Here is a 25,392-nt window from a genome sequence, read left to right on the forward strand (position 1 = left end):
TAAAAACCGAGATCACATTGAAAATCTCCCTGTTTCCTCAGCTTCTGCTCAGGGTTAGCCTTCTCGGCACCCGGTGTGGGGGTTGCGGGACCCGAATGCCGCGCCGGGGCTGAAATCTACGCCCGTGACTTTTTGTCGCGGGGACTTCAGAAGGGGCGAAATTCGTGCGAAGAACTCCAGCGATGCTGCTTGCGCTGGCGATGGTCGGGGCCGGCTTCACCAGCCTCGCGCCGTCCGCCGCCGCGGCGGGCCAGTCCGCCATCCCGGACTCGCACCCGTCGTGGGCCAACCCGAACGCCAAGGTCGGCAACGCCGACACGGCGAGCAAGCTGACCTTCCGGGTGTACCTCAAGCTGGCTGACCAGGCCGGTCTCGAGGCCGCGGCCACCGCCGTGTCCGACCCGAACAGCGCGTCGTACAAGAAGTTCCTCAGCACCGACCAGGTGCGAACCCGCTTCGCGCCGACCGCGGCCGCGGTCTCCGCGGTCCGCAGTTGGCTGAGCTCCGCCGGCTTCAGCGCCGGTGACGTGCCCAGCAACAACGCCTACGTCTCGGCCACCGGCACCGTCGACCAGGTGCAGAAGACCTTCGGCGTCACCCTCGGCGAGTACACGGTCAAGGGCAAGACGCTGCGTTCGCAGGACCGGGCGCTGTCCGTGCCGACCTCCGTCGCGTCCCTGGTGTCCGGCGTCGTGAACATCGACCAGGCCACCGCGCTGCTGCAGCCGCAGCACGTCGGCGCGGCCGGCGACGCCACGCCGAACGCCGTCGCGCAGCCGAAGGCCAAGACCGCGTCCCCGGCGGTCTCGCCGCCGCCGGCCGGCTTCGTCAACGCCACGCCGTGCTCGGACTACTTCGGTCAGAAGACCGACACCACCGACCCGGCCTACGCGGGCAAGCAGCTGCCCTACGCGGTCTGCGGCTACACCCCGAGCCAGCTCCGCGCGGCCAGCCAGCTCGACGTCGCCGCCCGGGCCGGGCTCGACGGCCGCGGCACCACCGTCGCGATCGTGGACGCGTTCGGCTCGCCGACGCTCTACCAGGACGCCGCCGAGTACGCCAAGCGCAACGACCCGTCGCACCCGCTGACCAAGTCCCAGTTCAGCCAGTTCGTCTACCCGCCCACCCCCGGCTCCGAGGACCCGTCGCAGTGCGACGCCTCCGGCTGGTACGGCGAGCAGAGCCTGGACGTCGAGGCCGTGCACGCGATGGCCCCCGGCGCGAAGATCCTCTACGTCGGCGGCGCCGACTGCTCCTCGCTGGACGAGGCCCTCAACCGCATCGTCGCCGGCAACCAGGCGCAGATCGTCTCCAACTCCTACGGCGACCAGGGCGAGGACGTCCCGGCCGACGAGGTGCAGGCGTTCGAGTCGATCGCCAAGCAGGCCGCGGCCGAGGGCATCGGCCTCTACTTCTCCTCCGGTGACAGCGGCGACGAGAGCCACGCCCTGCCCAAGCCGTCCGCGGACTTCTCCGCCTCCAGCCCGTGGGTGACCGCGGTCGGCGGCACCAGCCTGGGCATCGGCCGCAACGGCAGCAAGGTGCTGGAGACCGGTTGGTCCACCGGCAAGTCCACGCTGACCGCCGGCGCCTGGAGCCCGGCCGCGCCGGGTGCGTGGCTGTACGGCGCGGGTGGCGGCACCTCGGTGCTGTTCCCGGAGCCGAACTACCAGAAGGGCGTCGTGCCCGACGCGCTGGCCAAGCAGAACCAGACCGGCGCCAACCGCGGCCGCGTCGTGCCGGACATCTCGATGGACGCCGACCCGACCACCGGCATGCTGATCGGCATCACCCAGACGTTCCCGGACGGCGTTCGCTACGGCCAGTACCGCATCGGCGGCACCAGCCTCGCGTCCCCGCTGATGGCCGGCCTGATGGCTGTCGCCGACCAGTTCGGCGGCCGGCACGGCTTCATCAACCCGTGGCTGTACAAGGCCGTGTCGCACACCCCCGCGGTGTCCGACGTCAAGCCGGTCACCGGCGCCGGTGAGGTCCGGGTGGACTTCGTCAACGGCATCGACGCCGCCGACGGCTACGTTCGCACCGTCCGGTCGTTCAACAACACCGACCAGACGATCCAGACGACCCGTGGCTACGACAACGTCACCGGCCTCGGGACGCCCAACGGCCTGCTCTTCCTGGGCCTGATCTAGTCCTTCGCACACGAACGGCGCCTGCCCTCCTCTCCTGGGGCAGGCGCCGTTCGCGTGTCAACTCCGGACCGTTTGGAAGGGACCATTCCTCTCGTTGAACGTGAGGAATGGTCCCTTCACAACGTGCCGGGCGGTCAGCGCAGGGAGCGGTTGATCCGGCGGATGAGGCCGGGGCCCTCGTAGATGAAGCCGGTGTAGACCTGCACGAGGTCGGCGCCGGCGTCGATCATGCGTTGGGCCGAGTCGGGGTCGAAGATGCCGCCGACGCCGATGATGGGCATGCGGCCGCCGGTCTCCTTGTGCACCAGGCGAACCACCTCCAGCGCCCGGCCGGCCAGCGGCCGACCGGACAGGCCGCCGGTCTCCCCGGCCCGGGTCTGGTCGGCGGGCTTCAGGCCGTCACGGCCGAGCGTGGTGTTGGTGGCGATGACGCCGCTGATGTCGTGCTCGCCGCAGACCTCCAGCAGCTCGGCGATGGCGCTGTCGGTGAGGTCGGGGGCGATCTTCACCAGCAGCGGCCGGTGGTCGGAGTTCTCCTCCTGCACGCCGGCCAGCAGCTCGTTGAGGGCCGCCCGGTCCTGCAGCGAGCGCAGGCCGGGGGTGTTGGGGGAGCTGATGTTCACGGCGAAGTAGTCGCCGTGCCGGCCGAGGACCCGCATCGAGTGCCGGTAGTCCTCGACGGCCCGCTCGACCGGCGTGACCTTGGACTTGCCCAGGCTGATGCCCAGCGGCACGGGCAGCGGCCCCAGCCGGTCGAGGCGGTCGGCAAGCGCTTGCGCCCCCCGGTTGTTGAAGCCCATCCGGTTGATCACGGCCTCGCTGTCGGGCAGCCGGAACAACCGCGGCCGGTCGTTGCCGGGCTGCGCGTGCCGGGTCACGGTGCCGACCTCGACGAAGCCGAAGCCCAGCGCGGGCCACGCCGGCAGCGCCACGCCGTCCTTGTCCATGCCCGCGGCCAGCCCCACCGGGTTCGGGAACTGCACGCCGAACACCGTGCGCGGCGCCACCACGCCGTACCGGGCGCGCATCGCCGACAGCACGGGCGGCATCGCGGCGACCCGCCGCAGCACGTTCATCGTGCGCTCGTGGGCCACCTCGGGGTCGCCCCCGCCGAACCGGAACAACGTCCTGCGGACCAGCTGCTTGTACACCACGGCCCCTATCGTGCCTGGTCACGGCCGGCACACGGACAGCCACCACCGGTGGTGTGACGCACGTGACGCCGAGAGTAGGCTCGATCGGCGTGACTGGGGGAGTCGACGACAGCTTTCACGGCAACGCCCGCGACGTCGTCCAGTTCCGGGACTTCACTCCGACCACGGGCGAGAAGCTGCCGGTTCACCGCGTGACGCGGTGACGGCGGCGCAGGTCGAGCCCCTGGTGATCGCCGGCAACCGGCTGACGGAAGGCCAGGCGGAGCGCACACTGTCCGATGGCGGTGCCGTGCTCAAGCCGATGGCCAGGGAAGGCAGGGCGATCTACGAAGTGTCGTACCAGAATCTGCCGCCCGCTGCGGCGCGCCTGTACCGGCTGCTGGCCATGCATCCCGGCGCCGACTTCGCCGGCGAACTGGCCGAGGCGCTCGACCCGGATGGCACGGAGCTGCTCAACAGCCTGGAGGACGCCGGGCTGCTGCGGGCCGCGCACGGCGACCGCTACTCGTTCAACTCGCTGGCCCTCGGGCACGCGTTGCAGCAGCTGCACCGCACGGACAGCGCGGCCGAGCAGCTGGAGGCCCTGCGGGCCATGGTGTGGTGGTATGTCGACCGGGCCGTCGCCGCCGACCAGGCGATTTCGCCGCTGCGGTGGCGGTTGAGCCCGCGGTACGGGCAGGTGCCGGCCCTCGACGGTGACGGCGCCGAGGCGATGGACCTGCTGGAGCCGGACCGGGCCAACTTCGTGCAGGTCGCGACCGCGGCGTACGAGTCCGAAATGGACGATGCCGTGCTGGCGCTGGCGGAAGCGTTGTGGGGCCTGTACTTCCACCGCAAGCTCTACACCGACTGGAAGACCGTCAACGAGGTCGCCGTGCGGGCGGCGGTGCGGCGTGGGGACAAGCGGGCCGAGGCGCGGATGCGGTGCCAGCTCGGGTTCCGTCACTACGAGCTGGACGACTTCGTCGCGGCCAAAGAGGAATTCGCCGCCGCGGTGGCGGTCGAGCCGGCCGATCACCACCAGGGCCTGGCCACCGACCTGGAGTCGCTGGCCCTGGCCCACTACGGATTGGGCGACCACGCCGAGGCGCTGGACTGCGTCGAGCGGGCGATTTCCCTTGCCACGCAAGACCAGCAGCTGGCGCTGCTCGGGCACCACCGGGCCCGCTTCCTGTCCGCGCTGGGCCGCTACGACGAGGCCTTCGCCGGTCTCGGCGAGGCGTTGAAGCACATGCAGAACAAGGGGGACCGCTACCACGAAGGTCGCGTGTTCACCAGCATCGGCGAGACCTTCCTGCGCTCCGGCGAGCCGACGAAGGCGTTGGCCGAGCTCACTCGGGCGCTGGACGTGATGGTCGAGATGCGCCGCATGTTCCAGGAGGCCGTCGTTCGCGGCCTGCTCAGTCAGGCCCAGGAGCAGCTCGGCGATCGCGACGCCGCGTTGGCCGAGGCCCGCAAGGCCCACGCCATCCTGCACGTGTTGGAGCACCCGCGCGAACCCGTTGCGCGGCAACGGGTCGACGACCTCAGCTGACGATCACCTCCGCCGCCGGCACCCGGCCCGCATCGTGCCGGCGATGGGCTTGCCGCACCACAAGACGAGCACCCGCACCCTGGGCGGTTCGACCATGCCTCGCTCAGTTGCGACCGAAGTTGACGTCGCCCTTGATGTTGCCGCTCTGCACGACATTGCCGCTGGCAGTGCCGCTGAAGCTGTTGTTGACGCCGCCCTTGCCCGCGGTCTGCGTGATGGTGTTGGCGGTGGCGGTGATCTCCGCCTTCGCCGGTCCCCACAGCTCCCGCAGCTCGGCGCCGAAGGCCGGATCCGCCTTCTCGGCGCCCTCCAGCACGCGGGCCAGCAGGTCCACCGCCTTGGGGTCGTCCGGGGTGTCCTGCGCGGAGGCCAGCACCACCTCGGAGCCGACGTCCTTGGCGAACTTCTCCTTCACCCGCTGCAGCAGCTTGCCGAGGGCCTTGCCGCCGATGGTCACGGCCTCCTTGGCCAACGCCCCGGCGATCGCGGTCAGGATCGGATCCATACCTCACCCCTCGTCACGGCAACCGCCCCACGGTAGCAGCGGGAGAGGGAGGCGAGGCGCGGTGTTGCTGTCCTCGCCTCCCCGTCACCCGCTCAGCTCACCGCGATCCCCTGCGAGCTGAGAGGCACGTCCAGCGAGGCCACCTGGGTCAGGCCGGCGTCGTCCTCGACGTGGTAGCCGACGACCTTGCCCTCCGCCGCCAGCTGCACGTACAGGAACCGCTCGTCCCGGGTGACCGCCATGTCGGCCGGGAACCCGCCGGTCGCGGTCTGCGTGAGCACCGTCGGCGTGCCGTCCTCGTCGATCCGGTAACAGCTGATCGTGTTGCTGCCGGCGTCGGTCACGTAGAAGTTCCCGTTGGCCTCGACGATCCAGCACATGGCCGCCTTGCCGTCCGGCTGGCCCGCCACCTGCCGGGTCTTGCCGTGGCGCAGCGTGTACGTGGTCAGCACGCCTCGGGCGGCATCGGTCACCGCCAGCCGGCCGTAGCCGTCGAAGGTGAAGCCGAAGGGCGCGGGCGTGCCGGCCGGGTTGGCCACGAACTCCTCCGACGGCCGACCGTCCGCGCCGATGGCGAAGACGTCGAGCAGACCGCCGCCGCCGTTCTTGGTGGCGATCACCAGCGAGCGGCCGTCCGGCGAGAACTGCAGCTGGGCCGGGCTGACCACGTTCTGCCCCGGCCCGCTCGCCGGCGTCAGCTCCAGCGACCGTGTCGAGTCCTCGATCGCGTGCAGCTGACCGCCGGCGATGCGGTAGCCGGTGATCGAACTGCCGGCGTGCGCGTTGAGCACGTACAGCAGGTCGTTGTGCAGCGCCAGACTGACCGGAAGCACACCGCCGGACGGCACGACCTGCCGCAGGTGCGGATGCGGGCCGGTGCCGCCGAGCACGGACACCGTGTTGCTGCCGGCGTTCACCGCGAACAACAGCCGGTGCCGCCGGTCGTACACCAGCGATCCCTGCGAATCCAGCGGATCGGAGGTGAGGCCGTCGTGCGCGCCGCCGTCGCCGTCGGTGTCGAGCGTGGTGACGACCTCGATCGCGCCGTCGTCGTCGATGTCGCACACCAGAACCTGGTTGCCGGCCAGGGTGTTGGTCTGCACGAAGAGCTGGTCCACGGCCGGCCCCTCAGTCCGCGACCACGCCGGCGAAGCGGAGCAGCTCGGCCATGCCGAACCGGCCCTCGCCGTCGGCCAGCGTCGGCGTCCAGATCGGGTACGTGGAGCGGTACGAGATCGGGTCCGCGTCCAGCAGGCCGATCAGCACCTCGCTGACGATGAGCGCGCCGACCGAGCCCAGCCGGCCGCCGCGGTGGCGCAGCTCGGCCTCCTTGAGGATGTAGTACCAGAGGTAGGCCGGCCCGGAGATGCCCAGCTCGGCCTCGGTCAGCGGCGCCTGCCCGATCTTGCGGGAGATGTCCTGGCCCGACGGGAGCTGCTGCACCTCGCTGCGCAACAGGTTGCGCACCACCAGGGACCGCAGCTGGCGGCCGATCTCCGCCGGCACGTCGGTGATCGGCGGCAGGTCCAGCAGGCGCACGTTCAGCTTGGCCTCGATGCGCTTGGCCCGCTGCGGCCGCGAGCCGTCGATGGTGAAGAAGTGCCGGAAGTCCAGCGCGAACTCCGGTGCCACCGCCCCGCCCCGCAGATCGGCCCGGTCATGCGGGTCCTCCGGTGCGGGATCGTCGAAGTTCAGCGGGAACAGCGGCAGCGTGTGCTTGTCGTTGATGGTGTAGTCGGACCGGATCGTCGGGTGCATGAACCGGAACGCGGCGACCGCGAACTCCACCGGGATGAACGGGTTTCCGGCCGGGTCGAAGAACTGCAGGCCGTCCCGGTCGATGCTGTCCACGCTGTCCTGCCCGCAGACCAGCGGCAGGTACTCGTGCACGGTGATCCACTGGTAGTGCCAGCGCACGACCTGCTGCGCCGCCGCGAACAGGTCGTCCCAGTACGTGCGCACGCTGAGCAGGTCGGCGATGGAGGCGTTGGCCGGCGGATTCGGGTTGGAATCCGCGGGCGGCGGCGGGAACCTGTTGCCGAACACATCGGTGATCTCGCCGCTCATCAGTGCGTCGACCACCCGGTTGTGGAACTTGATGAACGCCAGGTGCACCTGGTTGAGCAGCAGGTTCTCGTCGTTGCGCGGATCGCTGATCAGCGCCACGCCGCCGGCCGTGCGGGCCAGGTCCACGCCGTCCGGCGAGACCAGCAGTTTCGTGTTGTGCCACCGCGTGTCGTACAGCAACGGGCTGGCGAACGGGCCCGAGCCGTACAGGTGGTCGAGGTCGAGCATGGGCGGCCGGAAGTTCGTCGTCGCCTCCGGATCCACCTGCCGGCCCAGGTTGCCGGTGGCGTCGAAGGTGATGTTGTGGTCGATGAACTGGCCCAGGAAGGTGAAACCCGCGTCCAGCGTCGGGCTGTCCTGCTGGGTGGTGGTGTCGCCGCCGTCCATCAGGCCGCCCGGCAGCCCCAGCCGCTCGGCCAGCGGCAACCCCGTCGCCGGGCGCGCCGGCAGGGTCGGGAACATCCGGCCGAACCGCCCGGTGGGCGGGGCGGCGCCCCGCGGCACGTCAAGACCGCGGATCTCGAAGCCGTGCTTGGTCGTCGTCACTGAACCCCCTCAGTGCAAGCGCCGACAGCCGCTCTCCCCAGAGCGTGCGCCATCGGCGTGTGTGCGAACTCGGCGTCGCGGACCTAGCGGCCGGTCACCCCCGTGGTCATCGGCCGTGCAGGAAAGATTCCCCGTGAGGTCAAGTGTACGCGCGCCGTTGGTGGATACATGGGCAATCGCTGAGAACCCCGGGGCGTACAATACTTGCCGCTACAGGGAAGTCATGTCGTCGGGCCCGGCTGACAGTTCGGGCAGTACCAGGTCGGCCTTTGCTGCACACCGCTGCCCTGCGTCGCCCGGACGACCGCGTGGCCGCAGCGCAGGCAGCGTTTGCCCTGCCGTTCGTACACCCAGTGCTTCCGGCCGCGGGCCAGGTCGCCGGTGGTGGACTGCTCGGGGCGCCACGCGTTGCGCAGCAACAGCTTGTGGCTGAGCTCGACGGCTCGGGCCGCATCGGCGGCCGAGACCGGCGACCAGGGGGAGACGCCGAGCAGGAAGCACACCTCGGCCTTGTACAGGTTGCCGACGCCGGCCATCACCCGTTGATCGAGCAGCGCGAGGCCGATCTGCCGGGACGGGTCGGCGGTGAGCCGGCCGACGGCCTCCACGGCCATCGCGGCGTCCCACTCCGGGTGCAGCAGGTCCGGGCCGAGGTGGCCGACCAGGCGCGACTCCTCGGCCGTCGGCAGCAACTCCAGGTCGTGCAGGAGAAAACCTACGGCCGAACGGTCCGAAGTGGACAGAATGGCCCGGATCTGGTGCGACGGCCGGCGCCAGCGCTCGCCGGTGCGGTACAGGTGCCAGCTGCCGTCCATGCGGAGATGGCTGTGCAGGCTGAGGCCGTCGTCGAAGCGGGTGAACAGGTGCTTGCCCACCGAACCCACGCCGGCCACCACGCGACCTTTGAGGTCCACAGTGGACAGATCGGGGTGACGGATCTCCCCGCGCGTCACCGTGTTGCCGGCCAGCGCGTCGTCCAGCCGGTGTGCGGTGAGGAAAACCGTGTCGCCCTCGGGCATCAGGGCAGGTGCGGTTCCATGAACTGCGGCCGTCCGATCGGGCCGGCGTCCGGCGGCGCGTGCTCGTCGACCGCCGGCTCCTCTTCGACCGCGGCCTCCTCGACGTCCGCCTCCTCGACCTCTTCGGCCTCGGCCTCCTCGTACATCTGCTCGGGCTCCTCGGACTGCGCGAACACCGACCGGGTCCGCCGGCTCCGCGACCGCAGCACCCGGGCCAGCAGCAGGTTGAACGCCAGCGCCACCTCGCGGGCCCCCGGCGTGTTCCACATGTGGATCGGCATGCACGCGCCCTGCGCCTGCTGCACCGCCAGCCGGTCCGGCAGCGCCACCGGCATCACCAGCGGGCCGAAGATGTCCCGCAGCTCGTCGATGCGGAACTGGTGCTCGTGCGAGCGCGGGCGCACCCGGTTGACCACCACGCCCAGCGGCTGGAGCTCGGGATTGTGCTCGATGCGCTCCGCCTGCACCGCTTCGAAAGCCCGCTGCACGCCCGACACCGCGAACATCGTCGGCTCCGTCACCAGCAGCGCCCGGTCCGCCGCTACCAGCGCCGACCGCGTCAGCTGGCCCAGCGAGGGCGGGCAGTCCAGCAGCACCAGCTGGTAGGGCTGCTCGTCCTCCTCCAGGAAGTCGTGCACGCTGGCCAGCGCCGTCTCCAGCCGGCTCAGCTTGGTGGTGCCGGGGTCCGGGTGGTTGAGCCCCTCCACCTCCTCCGCGCCGACCAGCACGTCCACGCCCTCGCCCCAGCCGCTCGGCGCGATCGCCGCCCGCACGATCTCCGGTGTCGGCTTCTGGAGCACGTGGAACAGGGTCGCCTCGGTCTCGGCCGGTTCCAGCGTCGCCGTCGAGTTGCACTGCGGGTCCAGGTCGACCACCAGGGTGCGCACCCCCCGGCGCAACGCCGCCGAGGCCAGCCCCAAGGCAACCGTCGTCTTGCCGACACCGCCCTTGAGGCTCAACACCGCAACCGTATGCACACGGGCAGCCTACGGTCTCCGACAAGCCGCGCAGATCACGACACCGGCACACCCATAGACTCGGGCCCATGCGACCCGATGCCGTCCGTCTGGCGCTCGACACCGAGCTGGCCGCGGTCCGCCGCCGGCACGCCGAGCCCCCTCGCGTCGTCGACGTCGGCGGCGGCTCCGGCGTCTGGGCCGTGCCCCTGGCCGCCGCCGGCTGCCTGGTCACCGTCGTCGATCCCAGCCCGAACGCCCTGGCCACGCTCCAGCGCCGGGCCGTCGAGGCCGGTGTCGCCGACCACGTCACCGCCGTGCAGGGCGACAGCGACCTGCTGGCCGACCTCGTCCCCGCCGGCAGCGCCGACCTCGTCCTCGGCCACGGCGTCCTGGAGTTCGTCGACGACCTCCCCGCCGCCCTCTCCCAGCTCGCCGGCGCCGCCCGGTCCGGCGGCGCGGTGTCCGTCCTGGTCGCCAACCGTTACTCCGCCTTGATCAACCGTGTGCTGGCCGGCCGCCTCGTCGACGCCCGCCAGCTGCTCGACGACCCCGAGGGCCAGCTGCCCGGCGACTCCCTCAAGCGCCGCTTCGACGTCGACAGCCTCCGCTCCGCCCTCAGCGCCGCCGGCCTCGACGTCGAGCTCCTCCAGGGCTACGGCGTCGTCGCCGACCTCGTCCCCGGCGCCGTCCTCGAAGGCAACCCCGGCGCCGCCGACGCCCTCGCCCAGCTCGAGGTCGCCGCCGCCACCCAGCCCCCGCTCCGCGACGTCGCCTCCCGCCTGCACGCCCTGGCCCGCCGCCCCTGACCCTGGCGACCCCGCACTGCTGGCACAGGCGGCCGGCGGATCCACAGGGACCCGCCGGCCGGTGCGGTCAGAAGCCGGTGGTGCCGTTGGGGGTGCCGAGGCCGGTGGGGCCGTCGTAGCCGGCGACGGCGGTGCAGAGGTAGGTGCCGCCGCAGCTGCCGTTGGAGCCGGTGGTGACGTCGTTGAGGCCGGAGGTGTGGGCGTACGGGTAGGAGCCGGCGTTGACGGAGGTGCCGGCGAGGGCGTAGACGCTGGCGATGATGGGGGAGGACAGGCTGGTGCCGCCGACCTGGACCCAGCCGTCGGCGCCCTGGGCGAGGCCGAGCGCGATGAGGAAGTCGCAGAAGGAGCTGGTGCCGCAGCTGTTGTACGTGTCGTAGATGCCGAGACCGGAGGCGGGGTCGGCGTCGGCGGAGACGTCGGCGACGGTGCGGTTGGCGCAGGCGGTGTCGTGCTGCCAGGCGGGCTTGGGCTCGATGGTGGAGCAGCCGGAGCCGGCGCCGGACCAGGCCTTCTCGGTCCAGCCACGAGGGGTGCCGGCGGCCTTGGTGAGGGTGGTGCCGCCGACGGCGGTGACGTAGGGCGACGAGGCGGGCCAGCTGACGCCGTAGCCGGAGTCGCCGGAGGAGGCGGTGACGGCGATGCCCGGGTGGTTGAGGTGCGCGTCGGCGGCGGTGATGGTGCCGTCCTCGGCGCCGCCGTAGCTGTTGGAGACGGCCACGACGCCGGGGGTGTTGGCGGCGGTGTCGACGGCGGTCATCAACGGGTCGGTGTCGGCGGAATTGGCCTCCACCAACAGGATGTGGCAGTCGGGGCAGGTGGCGGACACGGCGTCGAGGTCGAGGCTGATCTCCTCGGCCCAGCCGAAGTCGCCGGCCGGCAGGGGGCTCGCCGCGCCGTTCTGGTTCACCTTCTTGAAGCAGCCGTTGGCCGTGGTGCACGGGGTGAGGCCGCGCTTGCTGCGGAACACGGCGAGGTCGGCCTCGGCGGTGGGGGCGTCCATGGCGTCGACGATGGCCACGGTGCGGCCGGCGGCCGACTTGCCGGCGAGGCCGTAGGCGGCCTGGATGTCGGCCGGCGCGAGGCCGACGGGGTTGGTGACGGTCATCGGGCCGGGGCCGTCGGGCGACTTGATGGCCTTGCCCAGGCAGTGGAAGCGAGCATGGCTCGTGGCGCAGCCCAGGTCGACCAGGCCACCGGACAGCAGGGGCGTGGCCTGGGCCACGGGGGCGGTGAACGCCAGGGGTAGCAGCGCGGCGGCGGCCAACGCGAGAACGGTGAGGACTCGGGAACGGCAGGGCGACATTCCGCCTCCTAGGTGACTCACGTCACGAATCGGGACTGGATCGTCCCGTGCCACCCGCACGGGTGACACTCCCCCAAACGACTGGCCGCACTCACAGTTACGACTGCCCTCGCCTGGGCCGCTCAACGCGGAGTGAGCGGAAGTCGCTGGTCAGCCCGTCGACGCGATGGCGTCCTTGATCGTTCGGGCGTCGCGGTCGAGGAGCGACCTCGCGCGTTCCTTCGACTCCGTGAGGATGTTCCAGCCGTCCCCGGCGTGGTGAGGGATGACGTGAAGGTGGAAGTGGAAGACCGTCTGGAAGGCGACTTCGCCGTCACAGAGGAAGATGTTGATCCCCTCGCAGCGCAGGCCTGAGCGCCGCAGGGCTCGCGCCATGTCATGACCGACCGATAGTGCCAGGTGCTACTCAGTTGACCGAACGTGTTTTCCTTGGGAGAGATGGAAAGCGCCGGATCACCGGTTACCGAGCCGGCCCCGGCTGGGATCCCGTCACTGGGTGGGGGAGCCCGAACGCGGCCGTGCTCGGGCCGCTGCTCGGACTTGCGGTGCGTCCGGCCGACGGGACCGCCAAACAGCTCTAACCCTGGTCGGCTTGTTTGGCCGAGCGCTCCAGCCGGTTCCGGTAGTCCTCCCACCAGGCCTGGTCGCCCGGCGCCATGTTGTCGTTGTCCTCCCGCAGCCCGGCGGCGCCGTCGACGAGCTCCCGGACGATGTCGGCGTGTCCGCCGTGCCGGTTGGTCTCGGCGATCATGTGCACCAGGATCTGGTGCAGCGTCACCTCGCGCCGGTCCTCGGGCCACCAGGGAACCTGGCCGGTCGCGTCCAGCGCCAGCGCGTCGATCGTCGCGTCCGAGTGAGCCCATGACCGGTGGTACAGCCCGATGATCTCCTCGCGCGACTCGTCGGCGGTGGCCCACATGTCCGCGTTCGGCTCGGCGTCGTCGTCGAGCCAGGGCAACGGGTGGTCGAACGGCCGTCCGAACACCTCGCCGAAGTACCCCGCTTCGGTGCTGGCCACATGTTTGACCAGCCCCAACAAGTTGGTTCCGGTCGCCGTCAGCGGGCGACGGACGTCGTACTCCGACAGCCCGTCGAGCTTCCACAGCAGGGCTTCGCGGGCCTGTCGCAGGTAGCGATGGAGATCCGCCTTCGGTCCCTGTCCAGTCATGCCGGGCAGTCTGACATCCCTCGATCGGCTGCCGCGGTGTCACAGCGAGAAGTGTCAGGGGGCGCGGCTAGACTCGGTGGGGTCCGAGTCGAACGTGTGAGCGAGGGGTGCGGCATGGGGCGCAGCGGAAACCTGCCGCGCGGCCTGGTAGAACGGTTCCGGGTGTCGGACACCGTCTGGCCCGACGACACCGCCTGCCCGATCCTGCACGTCGACATGGACGCCTTCTACGCGTCGGTGGAGATCCGGGAACGGCCGGAGCTCAAGGACAAACCGGTCATCGTGGGCGGCACCGGCAATCGGGGTGTGGTGTCCTCGGCCAACTACATCGCCCGCGGTTTCGGGGTGCGCTCGGCCATGCCGACCACGCGGGCCCGCCGGCTGTGCCCGCACGCGGTGTTCATCTCGCCCACCTTCGGCCTCTACACGGAGGCGTCCCGCACGGTCATGGACCTGTTCCGGGAAATCACGCCGCTGGTCGAGCCGCTCAGCCTGGACGAGGCCTTCCTCGACGTCTCGGGCGCGCTGCGCCGGCTGCGCACGACGCCGTCACGCATCGGCGCGCAGCTGCGCGTGGACGTGCTGGAGCGCACCGGTGTGGACTGCTCGGTCGGGGTGGCCTCGACCAAGTTCATCGCCAAGCTGGCCTCGGGCCTGGCCAAGCCGGACGGCATGGTGGTGGTGCCCAAGGAGCAGACGCTGGAGTTCCTGCACCCGCTACCGGTGTCGGCCCTGTGGGGAGTCGGCGGCCGCACGGCGGAAGCGTTGGAGCGCATCGACTTGCAGACGGTCGGCGACGTGGCGGCGGCCCCGGTGGCGCGGCTGCGGCGCGTGGTCGGCAACGCGGCGGCCGAGCACCTGTACACGCTGGCCAACGGCTTCGACGCCCGGCCGGTGGTGCCGGGCTCGGCGGAGAAGTCGATCGGCGCGGAGGAGACCTTCGAGGTCGACCACCACGACCGGGAGCTGCTCAAGCGGGAGCTGCTGCACCTGGCCGAGCGGACGGCGGCCTCGTTGCGGGCCCGCGGCCTGCGGGGCCGGACCGTGTCGATCAAGGTGCGGTTCGAGGACTTCACCACCATCACCCGGTCGAAAACCCTCCCGGTGGCCACCGATGTCACCCGAGAGGTCTATCAAGCGGCCGTGAAACTGCTCGTCGAGAACGTTCCGTACGGTGCCGTTCGGCTGATCGGTGTACGCGTCGAGCAATTGGCGCAGGCGTCCGAGATCGGCGAACAACTGTTCATCGACGCCCCGGAACGGGGCTGGCGGGAAGCGGACCAGGCCGCCGACTCGGCACGTTCCCGATTCGGCGGCGCGGCCGTGCGCCCAGCCTCATTGCTGGGGCGAACAACTCGTCAAAACCCGGGGTGAATTGGCGGCTTATTCGTAGGGCGTTCCGATGGCGGGCGCCGCCGCGCCGGTCGTCCGGTGCGGGGTTGCGGCGTCGGCGACAGCGCCGGCACCAGCGAAGACGGCGAGCGCGAGCGCCACGACGGCCAGGGTGAAGCGCATTGTTCCTCCGTGATGATTACGCATCAGTACACAGGTGGTGCGCGATTCGACACCCAGGGTGGCAGTCGTCGTATGACACCCGAACCAGCGGCGAATGAACAATGGGCAGCAATTGTGTCGCCCCGCGTTCACCTTGAATGGTTCCCGTAAACGAAATGTCTTGTTCAACTTCCGTTTTTGTTGTATTCTGACGCGCATGCTGATCGGGCGGAGTCGTGAGCTGGCCCGGCTGACCGTCCGAGTGCGTGAACTCGCCGGTGGCCGCGGTGGCGCGACGCTGGTCGACGGCGAGCCCGGCATCGGCAAGACCACGCTGCTGCGTGCCGTATGCGACACCGCCCTGGAAAACGGCTGCCGCGTGCACTGGGGCGCCGGTGACGAACTGGGCCGGTTGTTGCCCCTGTTGCCGCTGCTGGAGGCCCTGCGCGCAGAGCGTTCCGACGAGGGTCAGGCGGTGCTGCGGCTGCTGCGCGGCGAGGTCCCGACGGTCGTCGACCCGACCGCGGTGGCCGCGGAACGCGTGCTGGGCATGGTCGAGGAGCTCTGCGCGGACGGTCCGCTGGTGCTCGCGCTCGACGATCTCCAGTGGGCGGACAAGGTGACCGTCGCGGTGTTCAGCCGGCTGGTGCGACTGGTGGACCAGCTGCCGCTGCTGCTGATCGGCACGCTGCGCCCGGTCCCGGTCCGCGACGACCTGTCCGCGCTGTGGCGGCAGCTCGGCGCTGACGGCCAGGTCAGCCTGGGCCCGCTGCCGGCGGACGCGATCGGCGAGCTGGTCGCGCAGCTGGTCGGCGCGCAGCCGACCGACGAGCTGCTCCGGCACGCCGAGGGGGCGGCCGGAAACCCTTTGTACACAACGGAACTTGTCAGCGCGGTGGCCGGCGGCGCGGACCGGCCGGGCTCGCTGGCCGCGGCGATCGACCACCGGCTGGACTTCCTGTCCGACCAGACCCGACACGTGCTGCGGGCCGCGACCCTGATCGGCGTGGTGTTCTCCGTCGCCGATCTCGGCGTCGTGCTCAGCCGCTCCGTGGTCGAGCTGCTGCCCGCGCTGGATCAGGCCGCGGCGGCCGGCGTGCTCGTCGAGGCGGGGGACGGCCTGTCGTTCCGGCATGCTTTGGTGCGATCCGCGGTGTACGAACGCATGTCGCCGCCGGTGCGGACCGCGTGGCACCTCGAAGCCGCACGGCTGCTGGCCGATGCCGGCTCGCCGGTCGAACGGGTGGCCAAGCAGCTGCTGGTCGCCTCCGGCTCCGACGAGTGGACCGTGGACTGGTTGTCCGACAACGTCGGCGCGCTCATCGGCCAGTCCCCGTCGGCGGCCGTCGACCTGCTCCGGCAGGTGCTCGCCACGCCGAGCTGGGACGCGCGGCGGCTGGCGCTGGCCAGCCGGTTCGCCGACGCGCTCTACCGCACCGGTGACTTCGACGAGGCCGAGCAGGTCGCCACCCGTGCCCTCGCGCTGTCCGCCGACCCGGTCCAGATCGTGTGGCTGCACCACGTGTTGTGGCAGTGCCGCAACATCGGCGGCCGCAACGCGCAGTCGCTGGTCGAGCTGGACCGCGCGCTGTCGGACCCGAACACCACCGGCCGGGTGCGGGCGCGGCTGCTCGTGCTGACCGCCCGCGCCCATTTCAATCACGGCGACACCGACGCGGCGGAGAAGGCCGCGCTCGACGCCGCCGATGCCGCGCCCGACGACGAGTGGGCCGTGGGCTGGTCGATGCACGTGCGCAGCATCGTGTTGATCCAGCGCGGGCACATGGCCGCCGCGCTGGAGTTGCTTGATCGCGCCGTGCGGGTGATCGGTCGTGACGGCGGGACTGCCGAGTTGAGCCTGCTGCTGCGGATCAACCGGGCCGTGGCGCTGGGCGGCGTCGACCGTTGCGACGAGGCGGTGACCGCCGCGCTGGACGTTCGCCAGCTGGCCGAACACGTCGGCAACACGGTGCGGGCGGGGCAGGCGCAGAGTGCCCTCGTACAACTGTCGTACGACTCGGGCCACTGGGACGACGCGCTGGTCGATGTCGACCTCGTGGCCAACGAGCTGAAGGACGCGGTGGTGGCGGCCAGCGACCACGGCATCGGTGCGCTCATCCACCTGCATCGCGGCGATCACGTTGCCGCGCAACGGCATCGCGACATCGCACGGTCGGCGCAGGTCGGCGGCCGGTCCGTGCTGCACCTGGTGCTGGTCACGAGCCTGGGGCTGGAGCAGGACGGCGATCCGGCCGGGGCGCTGGCCGCGCTGCGCACCTCCGACTCCGACGACGTGCTGCCCGAGATCGTTCGGCTCGCAACGGCTATAGGTGATCTCGACGCCGCGCGGGCGACGACCGAGCGTGTTGTCGGCCTGGCCGCAGGTTCCGATGTGGGGCACCGCATCGCCGCCGCGGCCTACTGTCGTGGGCTGGTCGACGGTGACGGCGAGGAGCTGCTGCGGGCGGCGACGGCGTACCGGGAATGCGGGCGGCCGTTGTCCCGGGCCAAGGCGCTGGAGGCGGCGGCCGCCGCGTTCGTCCACAACGGACAGTCGAGCTCCGCGCGGGCGGCCGCGTCACGCGCCCTGGACCTGTACGCCGAGCTGGGCGCCGAGTGGCAGCTGGCCCGGGCCCAGTCGGTGCTGCGCGGGCTGGGCCTGCGCCGTGGCCCGAAGGTCAAGCACCGCCGGGCCAAGACCGGCTGGGACAGCCTGACGCCGGCCGAGGCGACCGTGGCCCAGCTGGTGGTGGCCGGGCTGTCGAACCCGCAGATCGCCGAGCGGCTGTTCGTGTCCCGCCGCACGGTGACCACGCACGTCTCGCACATCCTGGCCAAGCTTCAGGTCCGCACCCGCACGGACATCGCCCGCGAGGCGGGCCTGCGCCAGGCCGCATCCGGCTGACGCAGATCCGTTTGACACAGCGGAAAAGCCGGGGCCGGCCGGCCTTGAGGTAGGCCGGCCGGCCCCGGTTGGCGTCTGTCCGAACATCGCGCTGGTCGAGGCCGCGCCACTCGGCCGCCGCGCGCGTCGGGGCTCCGGACAGACGGATTCAGGTGGTCTCCGAGGATTCAGCGCTGCCGAGGCACGGGGCCCGCCTGCACGGCGCGGCGACGCATCCGGGGCGACTGACCCCGGCTCCAGCGCAGCCACAGCGGCACGATGTACCACCACAGCGAGAACCAGCTCACGATGCCGGCGGTGAGCATGCCGGCCCATTCCTGGCCCAGCACCACGTCCAGGATCAGCATCAGCGCCGATGCCAGCGACAGCATCAGCAGCACCAACCCCGACAGCGCGAGGCAGCTGGTCAGGTGGACCAGTTGGCGCTTGAGCCGGTGCTGGAACACCAGGCGGTGCACGGGCGCGGGGGCGATCAGCAGCGCCGTCGCCGCCGCACCGAGCACCAGGCTGGCGACGAACGCGCCCCGGTCGAACTCGCCCAGCGCGCCGAACCGTGGCGTGAAGGCCAGGGACAGCAGGAACGCCAACAGCAGCTGGACGCCGGTCTGGGCGACCCGGATCTCCTGGAGCAACTCCGCGTAGTTGCGATCCAGCCGCTGGGTCGGTGTCTCCCCGCGGGCCGCGAAGTTCCAGCTGTCATGGGTCTCGTGGTGACTACGGGCCGTGGCTGGAAGGTGCGTCATGACTGGATCCGTTCATCGCGGGGACACCGGGAGTTCAACGGTCGCGCACAGTGCGTGAGGAGTCATCGGAGAGGTGACGTATGTTGGCGGCCGAACCGTCACCCGATCGAGAGGCGTACGTCTTCCCGTGACCGCCACCCGAGCCGACCTGCCGTCACTGACCGGAATGCGCTGGGCCGCCGCTGTGCTGGTGTTCGGCCTGCACATCGTCGTCGCGTCGATGCTCGATCCGGCCAGCGCCGGCTCGAAGGTGGCGTCGGTGGTGTTCGGCGGGGGCGAGATCGGGGTCTCGTTCTTCTTCGTGCTGTCCGGGTTCGTGCTGATGTGGTCGGCGCGGCCGGGGGACAGCCCGCTGCGGTTCTGGCGGCGTCGGCTGGCCCGGATCTACCCGGTGCACGTCGTCACGGCGTTGCTGACGGTGGTGCTCGGGGCGACCCTCGGGCACTGGGCCCGGCCGGACGTCTTCTACGGCGTGCCGGAGTTCGGCGTTTTTCTGGCCAACATGTTCCTGGTCCACTCGTGGGTCCCGGAATTGCAGCAGTCGCTGAACACGGTCAGCTGGACGCTGGCGTGCGAGGTGTTCTTCTACCTGACGTTCCCGATCTGGGGCGCGCTGGCGCGACGGCTCTCCGCCCGTGGCGCCTGGGTTTTCGCGCTGGTCAGCGTCGGCCTGGTGCTTCTGCCGGCGGTCATCCAGGGCGAGTTTCCGTCGGCGCACTGGCTCCAGTCGTTCCCGGCCGCCCGGCTCGGCGAGTTCACGCTCGGGGTGGCCCTGGCCCGGCTCGTCGCGCTGGAGGCCTGGCGTGGCCCACGGCTGGAGATCGCCGTCGGCGTGATGCTGGTCAGCTACTTCCTGGTGCCGGTGTGGCCGCGGGAGTACGCCTTCTCGGTCGCCACGATCATCGGCTTCGGCGTGCTCATCCCGGCCGCCGCGGTGGCCGACCTGCGCAACGACCACTCGTTCTGGCGGTCCCGGACCATGGTCCGGCTCGGCGAGCTCTCGTTCGCGTTCTACATGATCCACCTGCTGGTGATCCGCGTGGTCCGGCGGGCCGAGCCGGGCTTGATGCGGCTGCACAGCACCCCGGAGTTGTTCGTGGTGGCCGGCATCTTCGCCGTGTCACTGGGGTTGGCGTGGGTGCTGTACGAGTACGTGGAGACGCCGTGCCGGCGGTTCCTGACCCGGCCGCGGCGCAAGCAGCCGGAGTTGGCGACAGTCTGACCGAGTCGCCGCTCAGTGCCGGCCGCCACCGTGACCAGCCTTGCTCGACTTCAGCGTCCGGTCATGTGCAGCAGTCGGCCCACCGCTTGTGACGTGTGCTCGTAGTCGTGGGCGTTGTCGATCTCGCCGACCAGCTGGTGGTCGCGCATGACCAGCACACGGTCGGCCAGCGTGACCATTTCGGGCAGGTCGGAGGAGATGAGCAGGATGGCCAGGCCGTCGGCGGCGAGGCCGACGATCAGCTCGTGGAAGGCGGCCTTGGTGCGCACGTCGATGCCGACGGTGGGCTCGTCGATGACCAGGATGTCGCAGTCGGCGGCCAGCCACTTGGCCAGGCTGACCTTCTGCTGGTTGCCGCCGGAGAGCTGCCCGGCCAGCTGCGCGGGGCCGGACAGGCGCATGCCGAGGCGCTCCTGGTAGGTCGAGACCAGGGCGTTCTCGTCGCGGGAGCGGACGAGGCCGAAGCGGGCCAGGCGCCGCCACACCGTGACGGCGATGTTGCGGCTGACCGGCTGCTCCAGGAAAACGCCTTCCTCCTTGCGGTTCTCGGTGACGTATCCCATGCGGTAGCGGCGAAGGGCCTCGCCGACGCCCCGGATCCGCGCCCGTTCGCCGCGAATCCTCACGGCTCCGGCGGTGATCGCGTCGAGGCCGAGGACCGCGCGCGCCAGCTCGCTGCGGCCGGCGCCGACCAGGCCGTACAGACCGACGATCTCGCCGGGACGCACCGTGAGCGACACGTCCCGGTGGCCGTCGGCGGTGCTGACGTTGTCGAGTTCCAGCGCTGGCACGGCATTACGGTCGACCGGCATGCGGGCCAGCTCCAGTACCGCGTGGGCGCGGCCGACCATGAGGTCGACGATCTCGTCGTGGCCGAAGTCGGTCAGCGGCTGCGCCTCGGCGACGCTGCGGCCGTCGCGCAGCACCGTGACTGTGTCGGCAATGGCGAAGACCTCGTCGAGCTTGTGGCTGACCAGCACGATGGCGTGGCCCCGATCCCGCAACGCGCGCATCACCGTGAACAGGCGCTGGGCTTCGTCGGACGTCAGTGACGCCGTCGGTTCGTCGAGCAGCAACACATGGGAGTCCACCGCAAGCGCCTTGGCGATCTCCACCAACTGCATCTGCGCCACCGACAGCGAGGAGACCGGCCGGTCCACGTCCAGCTCGACCTGGAGCTGATCGAGGCAGCGCTTGGCGATTGCCCGCGTGGTTTTCCGCTCCACGAAGCCAAATCGCTGCGGCACGGCTGACAGCGCGATGTTCTCCGCCACCGAGAACGCCGGGATCAGGTTCCGTTCCTGGTGCACCACACCGATTCCGGCCCGTTGGGCGTCGTGCGGGCCCCCGAAGTGCGCATCGCTGCCGTCGGCCAGCACGATGCGGCCGCCGTCCGGGCGCAGCACGCCCGTCACGATCTTGATCAGGGTGCTCTTGCCGGCCCCGTTCTCGCCCAACAGCGCATGCACGCTGCCCGGCTCCAGCCGCAGCGTCGCCTCGTCCAGCGCTCGCACGCCCGGGAACACCTTGACGAGTTTCTCCGCCGTGACGGTCATTTCGCCGCCCTTCCCCGCAGCTGCGTGATCAGCACCGCGCCCAGCACCACGGCGCCGACGATCAGGTCCACCCAGTCCGGGTTGATCGAGTACTGCGCCTGCGCCACGTCGACCAGCCGCACGATCAGCGCCGCCAGGCAGGTGCCGACCACGCTCACCACGCCGCCGGCCAGCGCCACCCCGCCGATGATCGGCGCCGCGAAGCTCGGCAGCAGCAGGTCGTCGCCGATCGTCGCGTTCACCGAGCCGCTCAGCGCCACCACGATCACCCCCGCCACGCCGGCCAGCAGCCCCGACAGCAGGTGGGCCAGCACCAGCGACCGGTCGTTCGACACCCCGGAAAGCCTTGCCGCCAGCGGGTTTCCGCCGCTGGCCAGCAGTCGCCGCCCCGCCGCCATGCGCCGGAAGAACACCGCCACCGCGATGGCCACCAGCACCGCCACCAGGAACACCGTCGGCACGCCCAGGATCGTGCCCTGGCCCAGCTTGGTCAGCCCTGGCGAGTAGCCCTGGTACGTCGCCGTGCCGTGCACGCCGTACCGCAGGCCGTCGATGACCGTCATCGTCGCCAGCGTGACGATGAACCCGTTGATCCTGGTCAGTACCACGATCAGCCCGTTCACCAGCCCGATCACGGCCCCCGTTGCCAGGCCCGCCACCAGCGCCAGCCACGCCGGCAGGCCCACGTCCACCATCAGCCAGGCCGTCACCATCGCGCAGAACCCCGTGACCACGCCCACGCTCAGGTTCATCTGCCCCACACCCAGCACCACCATCTGCGCCAGCCCGATCACCATGGGAACGGCGAGGAACTGGAAGATCGCGGTGAGCGTGTCGGCATGCAGCACGCTGCCGTGGGTGGTCAGCGCCAGCACGATGTAGGCCACCACGGCGAGCACAGCGAGAGTGAACTCGGTGCTGCGAAGGGAAAATGGTGGGCGAGCTCGATCGGCCGGCCCGGATTCGACGGTCGGTCGCGTGGAAGTCATGCCGCACCGCCCGAATGCTCCGCCGGCACGGGATCGGCCGCCGGGCGCGGTGCCGCGGCGCCGCCACTCCTTCTTTCCGCCAACAGGTGCCGGAGCCGGTCCAGCGACAGCGCCACCAGCAACACGATCCCGATGTATATCTTGAACTTCTCCACCTCGAACTGGAGCAGGTTCAAGCCGGTCTGGATCACCTCGGTCAGCGCGGCCCCGAACACTGTGCCCAACACGCTCACCGCGCCGCCGGCCAACAAGGTGCCGCCGAGCACGGGCCCGAGGAAGGAGGGCAGGAGGAACGAGCCTCCGATGTCGGCGGAGAACGCCCCGTTGTTGACGGCCAGCAGGAACCCGGCCAGGGCGGCCAACAGACCCGAGAGCGTGTGGGCCTGGATGATGCGCCGGCGGGTGGGGATGCCGGAGAGCCGGGCGGCCTGAAGGTTGGAGCCGGTCATCAGGATCTCCCGGCCCAGCCTTGAGTTACGGAAGAACACGCCGACGGCCAAGGCTGCCACGAGGGCGATGGGCACCACCAGCGGAATGGGCGGCCCGCAGAGGTCGCCCATGCAGTAATCGGCGAAGGTGTCGCCGCGCAGGATGTCGAGCCCGGCGGGGGCGACGTGGAAGGCGACGCCGTCGCTGAACGTGCTGTACAGCAACGAGACCAGGCCGATCAGGGCGAAGTCGAGGGCCAGGGTGACCACGAACGAGTTCACGCCGGTGGCCGCGATGGTCCAGCCGGCGGCGGCGCCGACCAGCGCGCCGACGGCGAGGCCGATGAGGAGCCCGACAGGCAGGGGCACGTCGAGCTTGTCGTAGGCCCAGCCGGAGGCGAAGGCGGAGACGGCGGCCATGCGTCCGACGGCGAGATTCATGTGCCCCAACGAGAGCACGGCCAGCTGGGCGAGGCCGACCACGACAAAGACCGTGAGGTCGGACTGCATGGGCACGATGGTCAGGCCCACGTCGAGGAAGGCCGGCCGCAGTGCGGTGAACACGGCGACCAGCACGACGATGACGACCAGCAGGCCGAGCCGCGGGTTGGCCCAGAACGGAATCCTCATGAGCAGATCAGGTACTTGTCGTCGAAGTCCTTGCGCAGCTGCGAAGTCTGCTGCTGACGCTGCGTGTCGTAGGTGTCGACGTTGTCCTCGGTGACGACGAACGAGCCGGAGTCGATCACCTGGCCGGACGTCTTCATCGTGCAGCCACCGGCCAGTTTGGACAGTGCGTACGAGCCGATGTAGGCCTGGCCCACCGGGTTCTGCACCACGGACGCCGCCACCGAGCCGTCCTTGATGTCATCGAGAATGGTGGGGTCGTCGTCGATGGCCACGACCTTGACCGGCAGCCCGGCCGCCTTCACCGCCGCCGCCGAGGCCACGGCCGGGTTGTACGCGGTGGTGACGATGCCGTTGATCTGCGAGCCCTTGGCCGCGATCAGGTCGGCCACGGCCTTCTGCGCGGTCTGGAGGTCGGTGTCGATGTCGGTGACGGTCTGGATGAGCTTGACCTTGCCGCCGGTCTCGTCGATGGCCTGCTGCACGCCCTGGATCCGGCGGGTGGTGTTGGAGTCCGTCTTGTTCCCGGTCAGGTGCACCAGGTTCCCGGCGCCGCCCATGGCCTCGATCGCCGACTTGGCCGCCTTGTAGGCCGCCTGCCGCACGTCGGTGGCCAGGCAGAAATCGGCGTTGTCGGTGTCGCCGGCCGGGCAGGAACCCAGCGACGCCAGGTGGAATCCCTGTTTGCGTAGGTCGCCGAAGGTGGAGTTGATCGTGTCCGGTGACACCCCGAACACGCCGAAGGCATTGAAACCCTGCGCCGCCAACGACTTCAGCACCGAGTTCTGCGTGGTCTGGTTCCACGCCGAGGTCTCGTTGAACGTCACGTCGCCGAGCTTGAAGTCGGTTTTGGCCTGTTGCATGGCGTTCTTCCACGGCTGGAAGTACGGGTGCGGCCCGCCCGGCACGAGCGCGACCTTCACCTGCCCGGGGGCGAGCTTCGACTGGTCACTGTGGACGGTGTTGCGGGTGCAACCGACCACGCACAGCGCGATCGCCAGCACCGCAACGGTCAGTGGTGGGGTGCGCATGGTGTCTCACCTCTCTGTAGGCACCTCGACGTACGGCTCCAGCTCGGCCGGGTAGTCCAGGCCGGCCGGCAGCGCGATGCCCGGCCCGGTCGGGGCGTGCACGAACCCCTCGGCGTCGATCTCCGCCTTGGGGCGCACCGGATTCGCGGTGACCAGCGACTCGTAGAAGGTGGTGTTGGAGATGGCCATCGCCAGGTGCCGGCTCGGGATCTCGTCGCCGAGCACCTCCGCACGCAGCCGATAGGCGTCGGCCAGGTGCGCGGTCCGCATCGCCCCGGTGATGCCGGCCCGCATCGTCGCGCTGGCCCGCACCCCGAAGGTGGCGGCGCCGGCGGCGATGAAGTCGGCGGTGTTCATGTGCGCGCCGTCCGAGGTTTCCGCCACCAGCAACGGAATCCGCACCGCCCGGGCCAGCTGCCCGTACGCGGTGACGCTGAACTCGCGCATCGGCTCCTCGTACCAGAGGAAACCGGCGTCGTGCAGGGCATGCCCCAGGTAGGTCGCGTCCGGCCGGTCGAAACCGGCCGAGCCGTCGTACATCAGCGGCACGGCGTCGCCGACGTGCGCGCGCAGCTTGTGCCCCAGGTCGGCGTCGGCCCGGGCGTCGCCCCACGCGTGCAGCTTGATGGCCTGGTAGCCCAGGTCGAGGCACTGCGTGGCGACGTCGAGGTACTCGTCGACGTCCCGGAAGGTGACGGTCGAGGCGTAGGCCGGGATCGTGGTCCGGAAACCTCCGAGGACCTGCCACGCCGGTTGGCCGCTCAGCCGGCCGGCCAGATCCCACAGGGCGATGTCGACCAGGCCGAGCACCGGCAGCGGGAACTCCTCGGTCCGGTCCAGCTCCCACATCCGGTGCCACAGGAACTCGCGCTGCAAAGGATCCTGGCCGGTCAGGGCCTCGCGCAGCACCCGCTCGACGATGTCCGGCACCGCTGCTGCCAGGCCCGGCCGGGTCGCGATGGCTACCCCGGTCACACCTTCGTCGGTGCCGATGCGCAGCACCGCCGCCTCGCCGTCCGGGCTGGAGCCCAGCAGACCCCGCCGCCACACGAAGGCCGGCTTCGCGCCGGGGAGCGGGATGCGGAACGCGGCCACGTCGGTGATGCGCACGGCGGCAACATAATTCGTAATACGAATGCCGTCAAGGGTATGATCGCGGCGACTTCTCCCCGACGGAACG

General features: G+C 70.6%; 22 protein-coding genes. 6 read left to right on the forward strand and 16 right to left on the reverse strand.

The features are described from left to right. Positions 1-164 precede the first annotated feature (164 nt). Positions 165-2,153, forward strand: coding sequence for a S53 family peptidase (locus AB0M73_RS19405; RefSeq protein ID WP_363892150.1), 1,989 nt, complete (start codon positions 165-167; stop codon positions 2,151-2,153). Positions 2,154-2,287: 134 nt separating this feature from the next. Here the strand turns inward: AB0M73_RS19405 and AB0M73_RS19410 are convergent, their stop codons facing one another. Further along, positions 2,288-3,307 (reverse strand): quinone-dependent dihydroorotate dehydrogenase, encoded by a 1,020-nt coding sequence (locus tag AB0M73_RS19410; RefSeq protein ID WP_363892152.1) that lies wholly within the window; start codon positions 3,305-3,307, stop codon positions 2,288-2,290. 199 nt (positions 3,308-3,506) lie between these two features. On the opposite strand from AB0M73_RS19410, the gene AB0M73_RS19415 reads away from it, so the two are divergent. Further along, positions 3,507-4,841: a tetratricopeptide repeat protein gene (locus tag AB0M73_RS19415; RefSeq protein WP_363892154.1), complete on the forward strand. Its 1,335-nt coding sequence runs from the start codon at positions 3,507-3,509 to the stop codon at positions 4,839-4,841. A gap of 103 nt (positions 4,842-4,944) precedes the next feature. Here AB0M73_RS19415 and AB0M73_RS19420 read toward each other — a convergent pair whose 3' ends face one another. The 5 genes from AB0M73_RS19420 to AB0M73_RS19440 all read right to left on the reverse strand — a co-directional run bounded on the left by AB0M73_RS19420 (position 4,945) and on the right by AB0M73_RS19440 (position 9,955). Further along, positions 4,945-5,346 carry a hypothetical protein gene (locus AB0M73_RS19420; RefSeq protein WP_363892156.1) on the reverse strand — a complete coding sequence of 134 codons (402 nt, stop codon included), beginning with the start codon at positions 5,344-5,346 and terminating at the stop codon, positions 4,945-4,947. Positions 5,347-5,438: 92 nt separating this feature from the next. After that, complete coding sequence (locus AB0M73_RS19425; RefSeq protein WP_363892158.1) at positions 5,439-6,464, reverse strand: beta-propeller fold lactonase family protein; 1,026 nt, start codon at positions 6,462-6,464, stop codon at positions 5,439-5,441. Between the two features lie 10 nt (positions 6,465-6,474). Then, positions 6,475-7,959 (reverse strand): peroxidase family protein, encoded by a 1,485-nt coding sequence (locus tag AB0M73_RS19430; protein ID WP_363892160.1) that lies wholly within the window; start codon positions 7,957-7,959, stop codon positions 6,475-6,477. A gap of 221 nt (positions 7,960-8,180) precedes the next feature. Next, positions 8,181-8,978, reverse strand: a complete 798-nt coding sequence (locus tag AB0M73_RS19435) for a DNA-formamidopyrimidine glycosylase family protein (RefSeq protein ID WP_363892162.1) — start codon at positions 8,976-8,978, stop codon at positions 8,181-8,183. Beyond that, positions 8,978-9,955 (reverse strand): ParA family protein, encoded by a 978-nt coding sequence (locus tag AB0M73_RS19440; protein WP_363892164.1) that lies wholly within the window; start codon positions 9,953-9,955, stop codon positions 8,978-8,980. Before AB0M73_RS19440 ends, AB0M73_RS19435 begins: the two co-directional genes overlap by 1 nt. 68 nt (positions 9,956-10,023) lie before the next feature. On the opposite strand from AB0M73_RS19440, the gene AB0M73_RS19445 reads away from it, so the two are divergent. Next, positions 10,024-10,743, forward strand: a complete 720-nt coding sequence (locus tag AB0M73_RS19445; protein ID WP_363892166.1) for a methyltransferase domain-containing protein — start codon at positions 10,024-10,026, stop codon at positions 10,741-10,743. Positions 10,744-10,810: 67 nt separating this feature from the next. Here the strand turns inward: AB0M73_RS19445 and AB0M73_RS19450 are convergent, their stop codons facing one another. The 3 genes from AB0M73_RS19450 to AB0M73_RS19460 all read right to left on the reverse strand — a co-directional run bounded on the left by AB0M73_RS19450 (position 10,811) and on the right by AB0M73_RS19460 (position 13,217). Beyond that, positions 10,811-12,049, reverse strand: coding sequence for a S53 family peptidase (locus tag AB0M73_RS19450; RefSeq protein WP_363892168.1), 1,239 nt, complete (start codon positions 12,047-12,049; stop codon positions 10,811-10,813). Positions 12,050-12,199: 150 nt separating this feature from the next. After that, entirely contained in the window at positions 12,200-12,424 is a 225-nt protein-coding gene (locus AB0M73_RS19455; RefSeq protein WP_363892170.1) for an HIT domain-containing protein, read from the reverse strand. Positions 12,425-12,626: 202 nt separating this feature from the next. Next, on the reverse strand, positions 12,627-13,217 hold the full coding sequence (locus tag AB0M73_RS19460; protein WP_363892172.1) for a DinB family protein: 591 nt from the start codon (positions 13,215-13,217) through the stop codon (positions 12,627-12,629). Positions 13,218-13,331: 114 nt separating this feature from the next. Here AB0M73_RS19460 and AB0M73_RS19465 point away from each other — a divergent pair, with 114 nt between their 5' ends. Further along, positions 13,332-14,591: a DNA polymerase IV gene (locus tag AB0M73_RS19465; RefSeq protein WP_363892174.1), complete on the forward strand. Its 1,260-nt coding sequence runs from the start codon at positions 13,332-13,334 to the stop codon at positions 14,589-14,591. Between the two features lie 9 nt (positions 14,592-14,600). On the opposite strand, the gene AB0M73_RS19470 is transcribed toward AB0M73_RS19465, so the two are convergent. Then, positions 14,601-14,732 (reverse strand): hypothetical protein, encoded by a 132-nt coding sequence (locus AB0M73_RS19470; RefSeq protein ID WP_363892176.1) that lies wholly within the window; start codon positions 14,730-14,732, stop codon positions 14,601-14,603. 196 nt (positions 14,733-14,928) lie between these two features. Here AB0M73_RS19470 and AB0M73_RS19475 point away from each other — a divergent pair, with 196 nt between their 5' ends. After that, positions 14,929-17,616: an AAA family ATPase gene (locus AB0M73_RS19475; RefSeq protein WP_363892178.1), complete on the forward strand. Its 2,688-nt coding sequence runs from the start codon at positions 14,929-14,931 to the stop codon at positions 17,614-17,616. A 167-nt stretch (positions 17,617-17,783) separates the two neighbouring features. Here AB0M73_RS19475 and AB0M73_RS19480 read toward each other — a convergent pair whose 3' ends face one another. After that, positions 17,784-18,359: a DUF6328 family protein gene (locus tag AB0M73_RS19480; protein WP_363892180.1), complete on the reverse strand. Its 576-nt coding sequence runs from the start codon at positions 18,357-18,359 to the stop codon at positions 17,784-17,786. 127 nt (positions 18,360-18,486) lie between these two features. On the opposite strand from AB0M73_RS19480, the gene AB0M73_RS19485 reads away from it, so the two are divergent. Continuing rightward, on the forward strand, positions 18,487-19,581 hold the full coding sequence (locus AB0M73_RS19485; RefSeq protein WP_363892182.1) for an acyltransferase: 1,095 nt from the start codon (positions 18,487-18,489) through the stop codon (positions 19,579-19,581). Positions 19,582-19,631: 50 nt separating this feature from the next. Here AB0M73_RS19485 and AB0M73_RS19490 read toward each other — a convergent pair whose 3' ends face one another. The 5 genes from AB0M73_RS19490 to AB0M73_RS19510 form a co-directional block, all read right to left on the reverse strand. Further along, complete coding sequence (locus AB0M73_RS19490; RefSeq protein WP_363892185.1) at positions 19,632-21,137, reverse strand: sugar ABC transporter ATP-binding protein; 1,506 nt, start codon at positions 21,135-21,137, stop codon at positions 19,632-19,634. Next, positions 21,134-22,036, reverse strand: coding sequence for an ABC transporter permease (locus AB0M73_RS19495; RefSeq protein WP_363892187.1), 903 nt, complete (start codon positions 22,034-22,036; stop codon positions 21,134-21,136). Before AB0M73_RS19495 ends, AB0M73_RS19490 begins: the two co-directional genes overlap by 4 nt. Positions 22,037-22,122: 86 nt before the next feature. Then, positions 22,123-23,184, reverse strand: coding sequence for an ABC transporter permease (locus AB0M73_RS19500; RefSeq protein WP_363892189.1), 1,062 nt, complete (start codon positions 23,182-23,184; stop codon positions 22,123-22,125). After that, complete coding sequence (locus AB0M73_RS19505) at positions 23,181-24,212, reverse strand: substrate-binding domain-containing protein (RefSeq protein WP_363892191.1); 1,032 nt, start codon at positions 24,210-24,212, stop codon at positions 23,181-23,183. Before AB0M73_RS19505 ends, AB0M73_RS19500 begins: the two co-directional genes overlap by 4 nt. Positions 24,213-24,218: 6 nt before the next feature. Further along, complete coding sequence (locus tag AB0M73_RS19510; RefSeq protein WP_363892193.1) at positions 24,219-25,322, reverse strand: enolase C-terminal domain-like protein; 1,104 nt, start codon at positions 25,320-25,322, stop codon at positions 24,219-24,221. Between the last annotated feature and the right edge of the window lie 70 nt (positions 25,323-25,392).

It is taken from the genome of Kutzneria sp. NPDC051319, from assembly GCF_040682195.1.
GTDB lineage: Bacteria > Actinomycetota > Actinomycetes > Mycobacteriales > Pseudonocardiaceae > Kutzneria.

Bases quoted from the DNA above. Each gene is read 5' to 3' on its own strand.
- AB0M73_RS19420 (WP_363892156.1), bottom strand. From the start codon at position 5,346: ATGGATCCGATCCTGACCGCGATCGCCGGGGCGTTGGCCAAGGAGGCC.
- AB0M73_RS19435 (WP_363892162.1), bottom strand. From the start codon at position 8,978: ATGCCCGAGGGCGACACGGTTTTCCTCACCGCACACCGGCTGGACGAC.
- AB0M73_RS19445 (WP_363892166.1), top strand. From the start codon at position 10,024: ATGCGACCCGATGCCGTCCGTCTGGCGCTCGACACCGAGCTGGCCGCG.
- AB0M73_RS19450 (WP_363892168.1), bottom strand. From the start codon at position 12,049: ATGTCGCCCTGCCGTTCCCGAGTCCTCACCGTTCTCGCGTTGGCCGCC.
- AB0M73_RS19455 (WP_363892170.1), bottom strand. From the start codon at position 12,424: ATGGCGCGAGCCCTGCGGCGCTCAGGCCTGCGCTGCGAGGGGATCAAC.
- AB0M73_RS19460 (WP_363892172.1), bottom strand. From the start codon at position 13,217: ATGACTGGACAGGGACCGAAGGCGGATCTCCATCGCTACCTGCGACAG.
- AB0M73_RS19465 (WP_363892174.1), top strand. From the start codon at position 13,332: ATGGGGCGCAGCGGAAACCTGCCGCGCGGCCTGGTAGAACGGTTCCGG.
- AB0M73_RS19470 (WP_363892176.1), bottom strand. From the start codon at position 14,732: ATGCGCTTCACCCTGGCCGTCGTGGCGCTCGCGCTCGCCGTCTTCGCT.
- AB0M73_RS19475 (WP_363892178.1), top strand. From the start codon at position 14,929: ATGCTGATCGGGCGGAGTCGTGAGCTGGCCCGGCTGACCGTCCGAGTG.
- AB0M73_RS19480 (WP_363892180.1), bottom strand. From the start codon at position 18,359: ATGACGCACCTTCCAGCCACGGCCCGTAGTCACCACGAGACCCATGAC.
- AB0M73_RS19490 (WP_363892185.1), bottom strand. From the start codon at position 21,137: ATGACCGTCACGGCGGAGAAACTCGTCAAGGTGTTCCCGGGCGTGCGA.
- AB0M73_RS19500 (WP_363892189.1), bottom strand. From the start codon at position 23,184: ATGAGGATTCCGTTCTGGGCCAACCCGCGGCTCGGCCTGCTGGTCGTC.
- AB0M73_RS19505 (WP_363892191.1), bottom strand. From the start codon at position 24,212: ATGCGCACCCCACCACTGACCGTTGCGGTGCTGGCGATCGCGCTGTGC.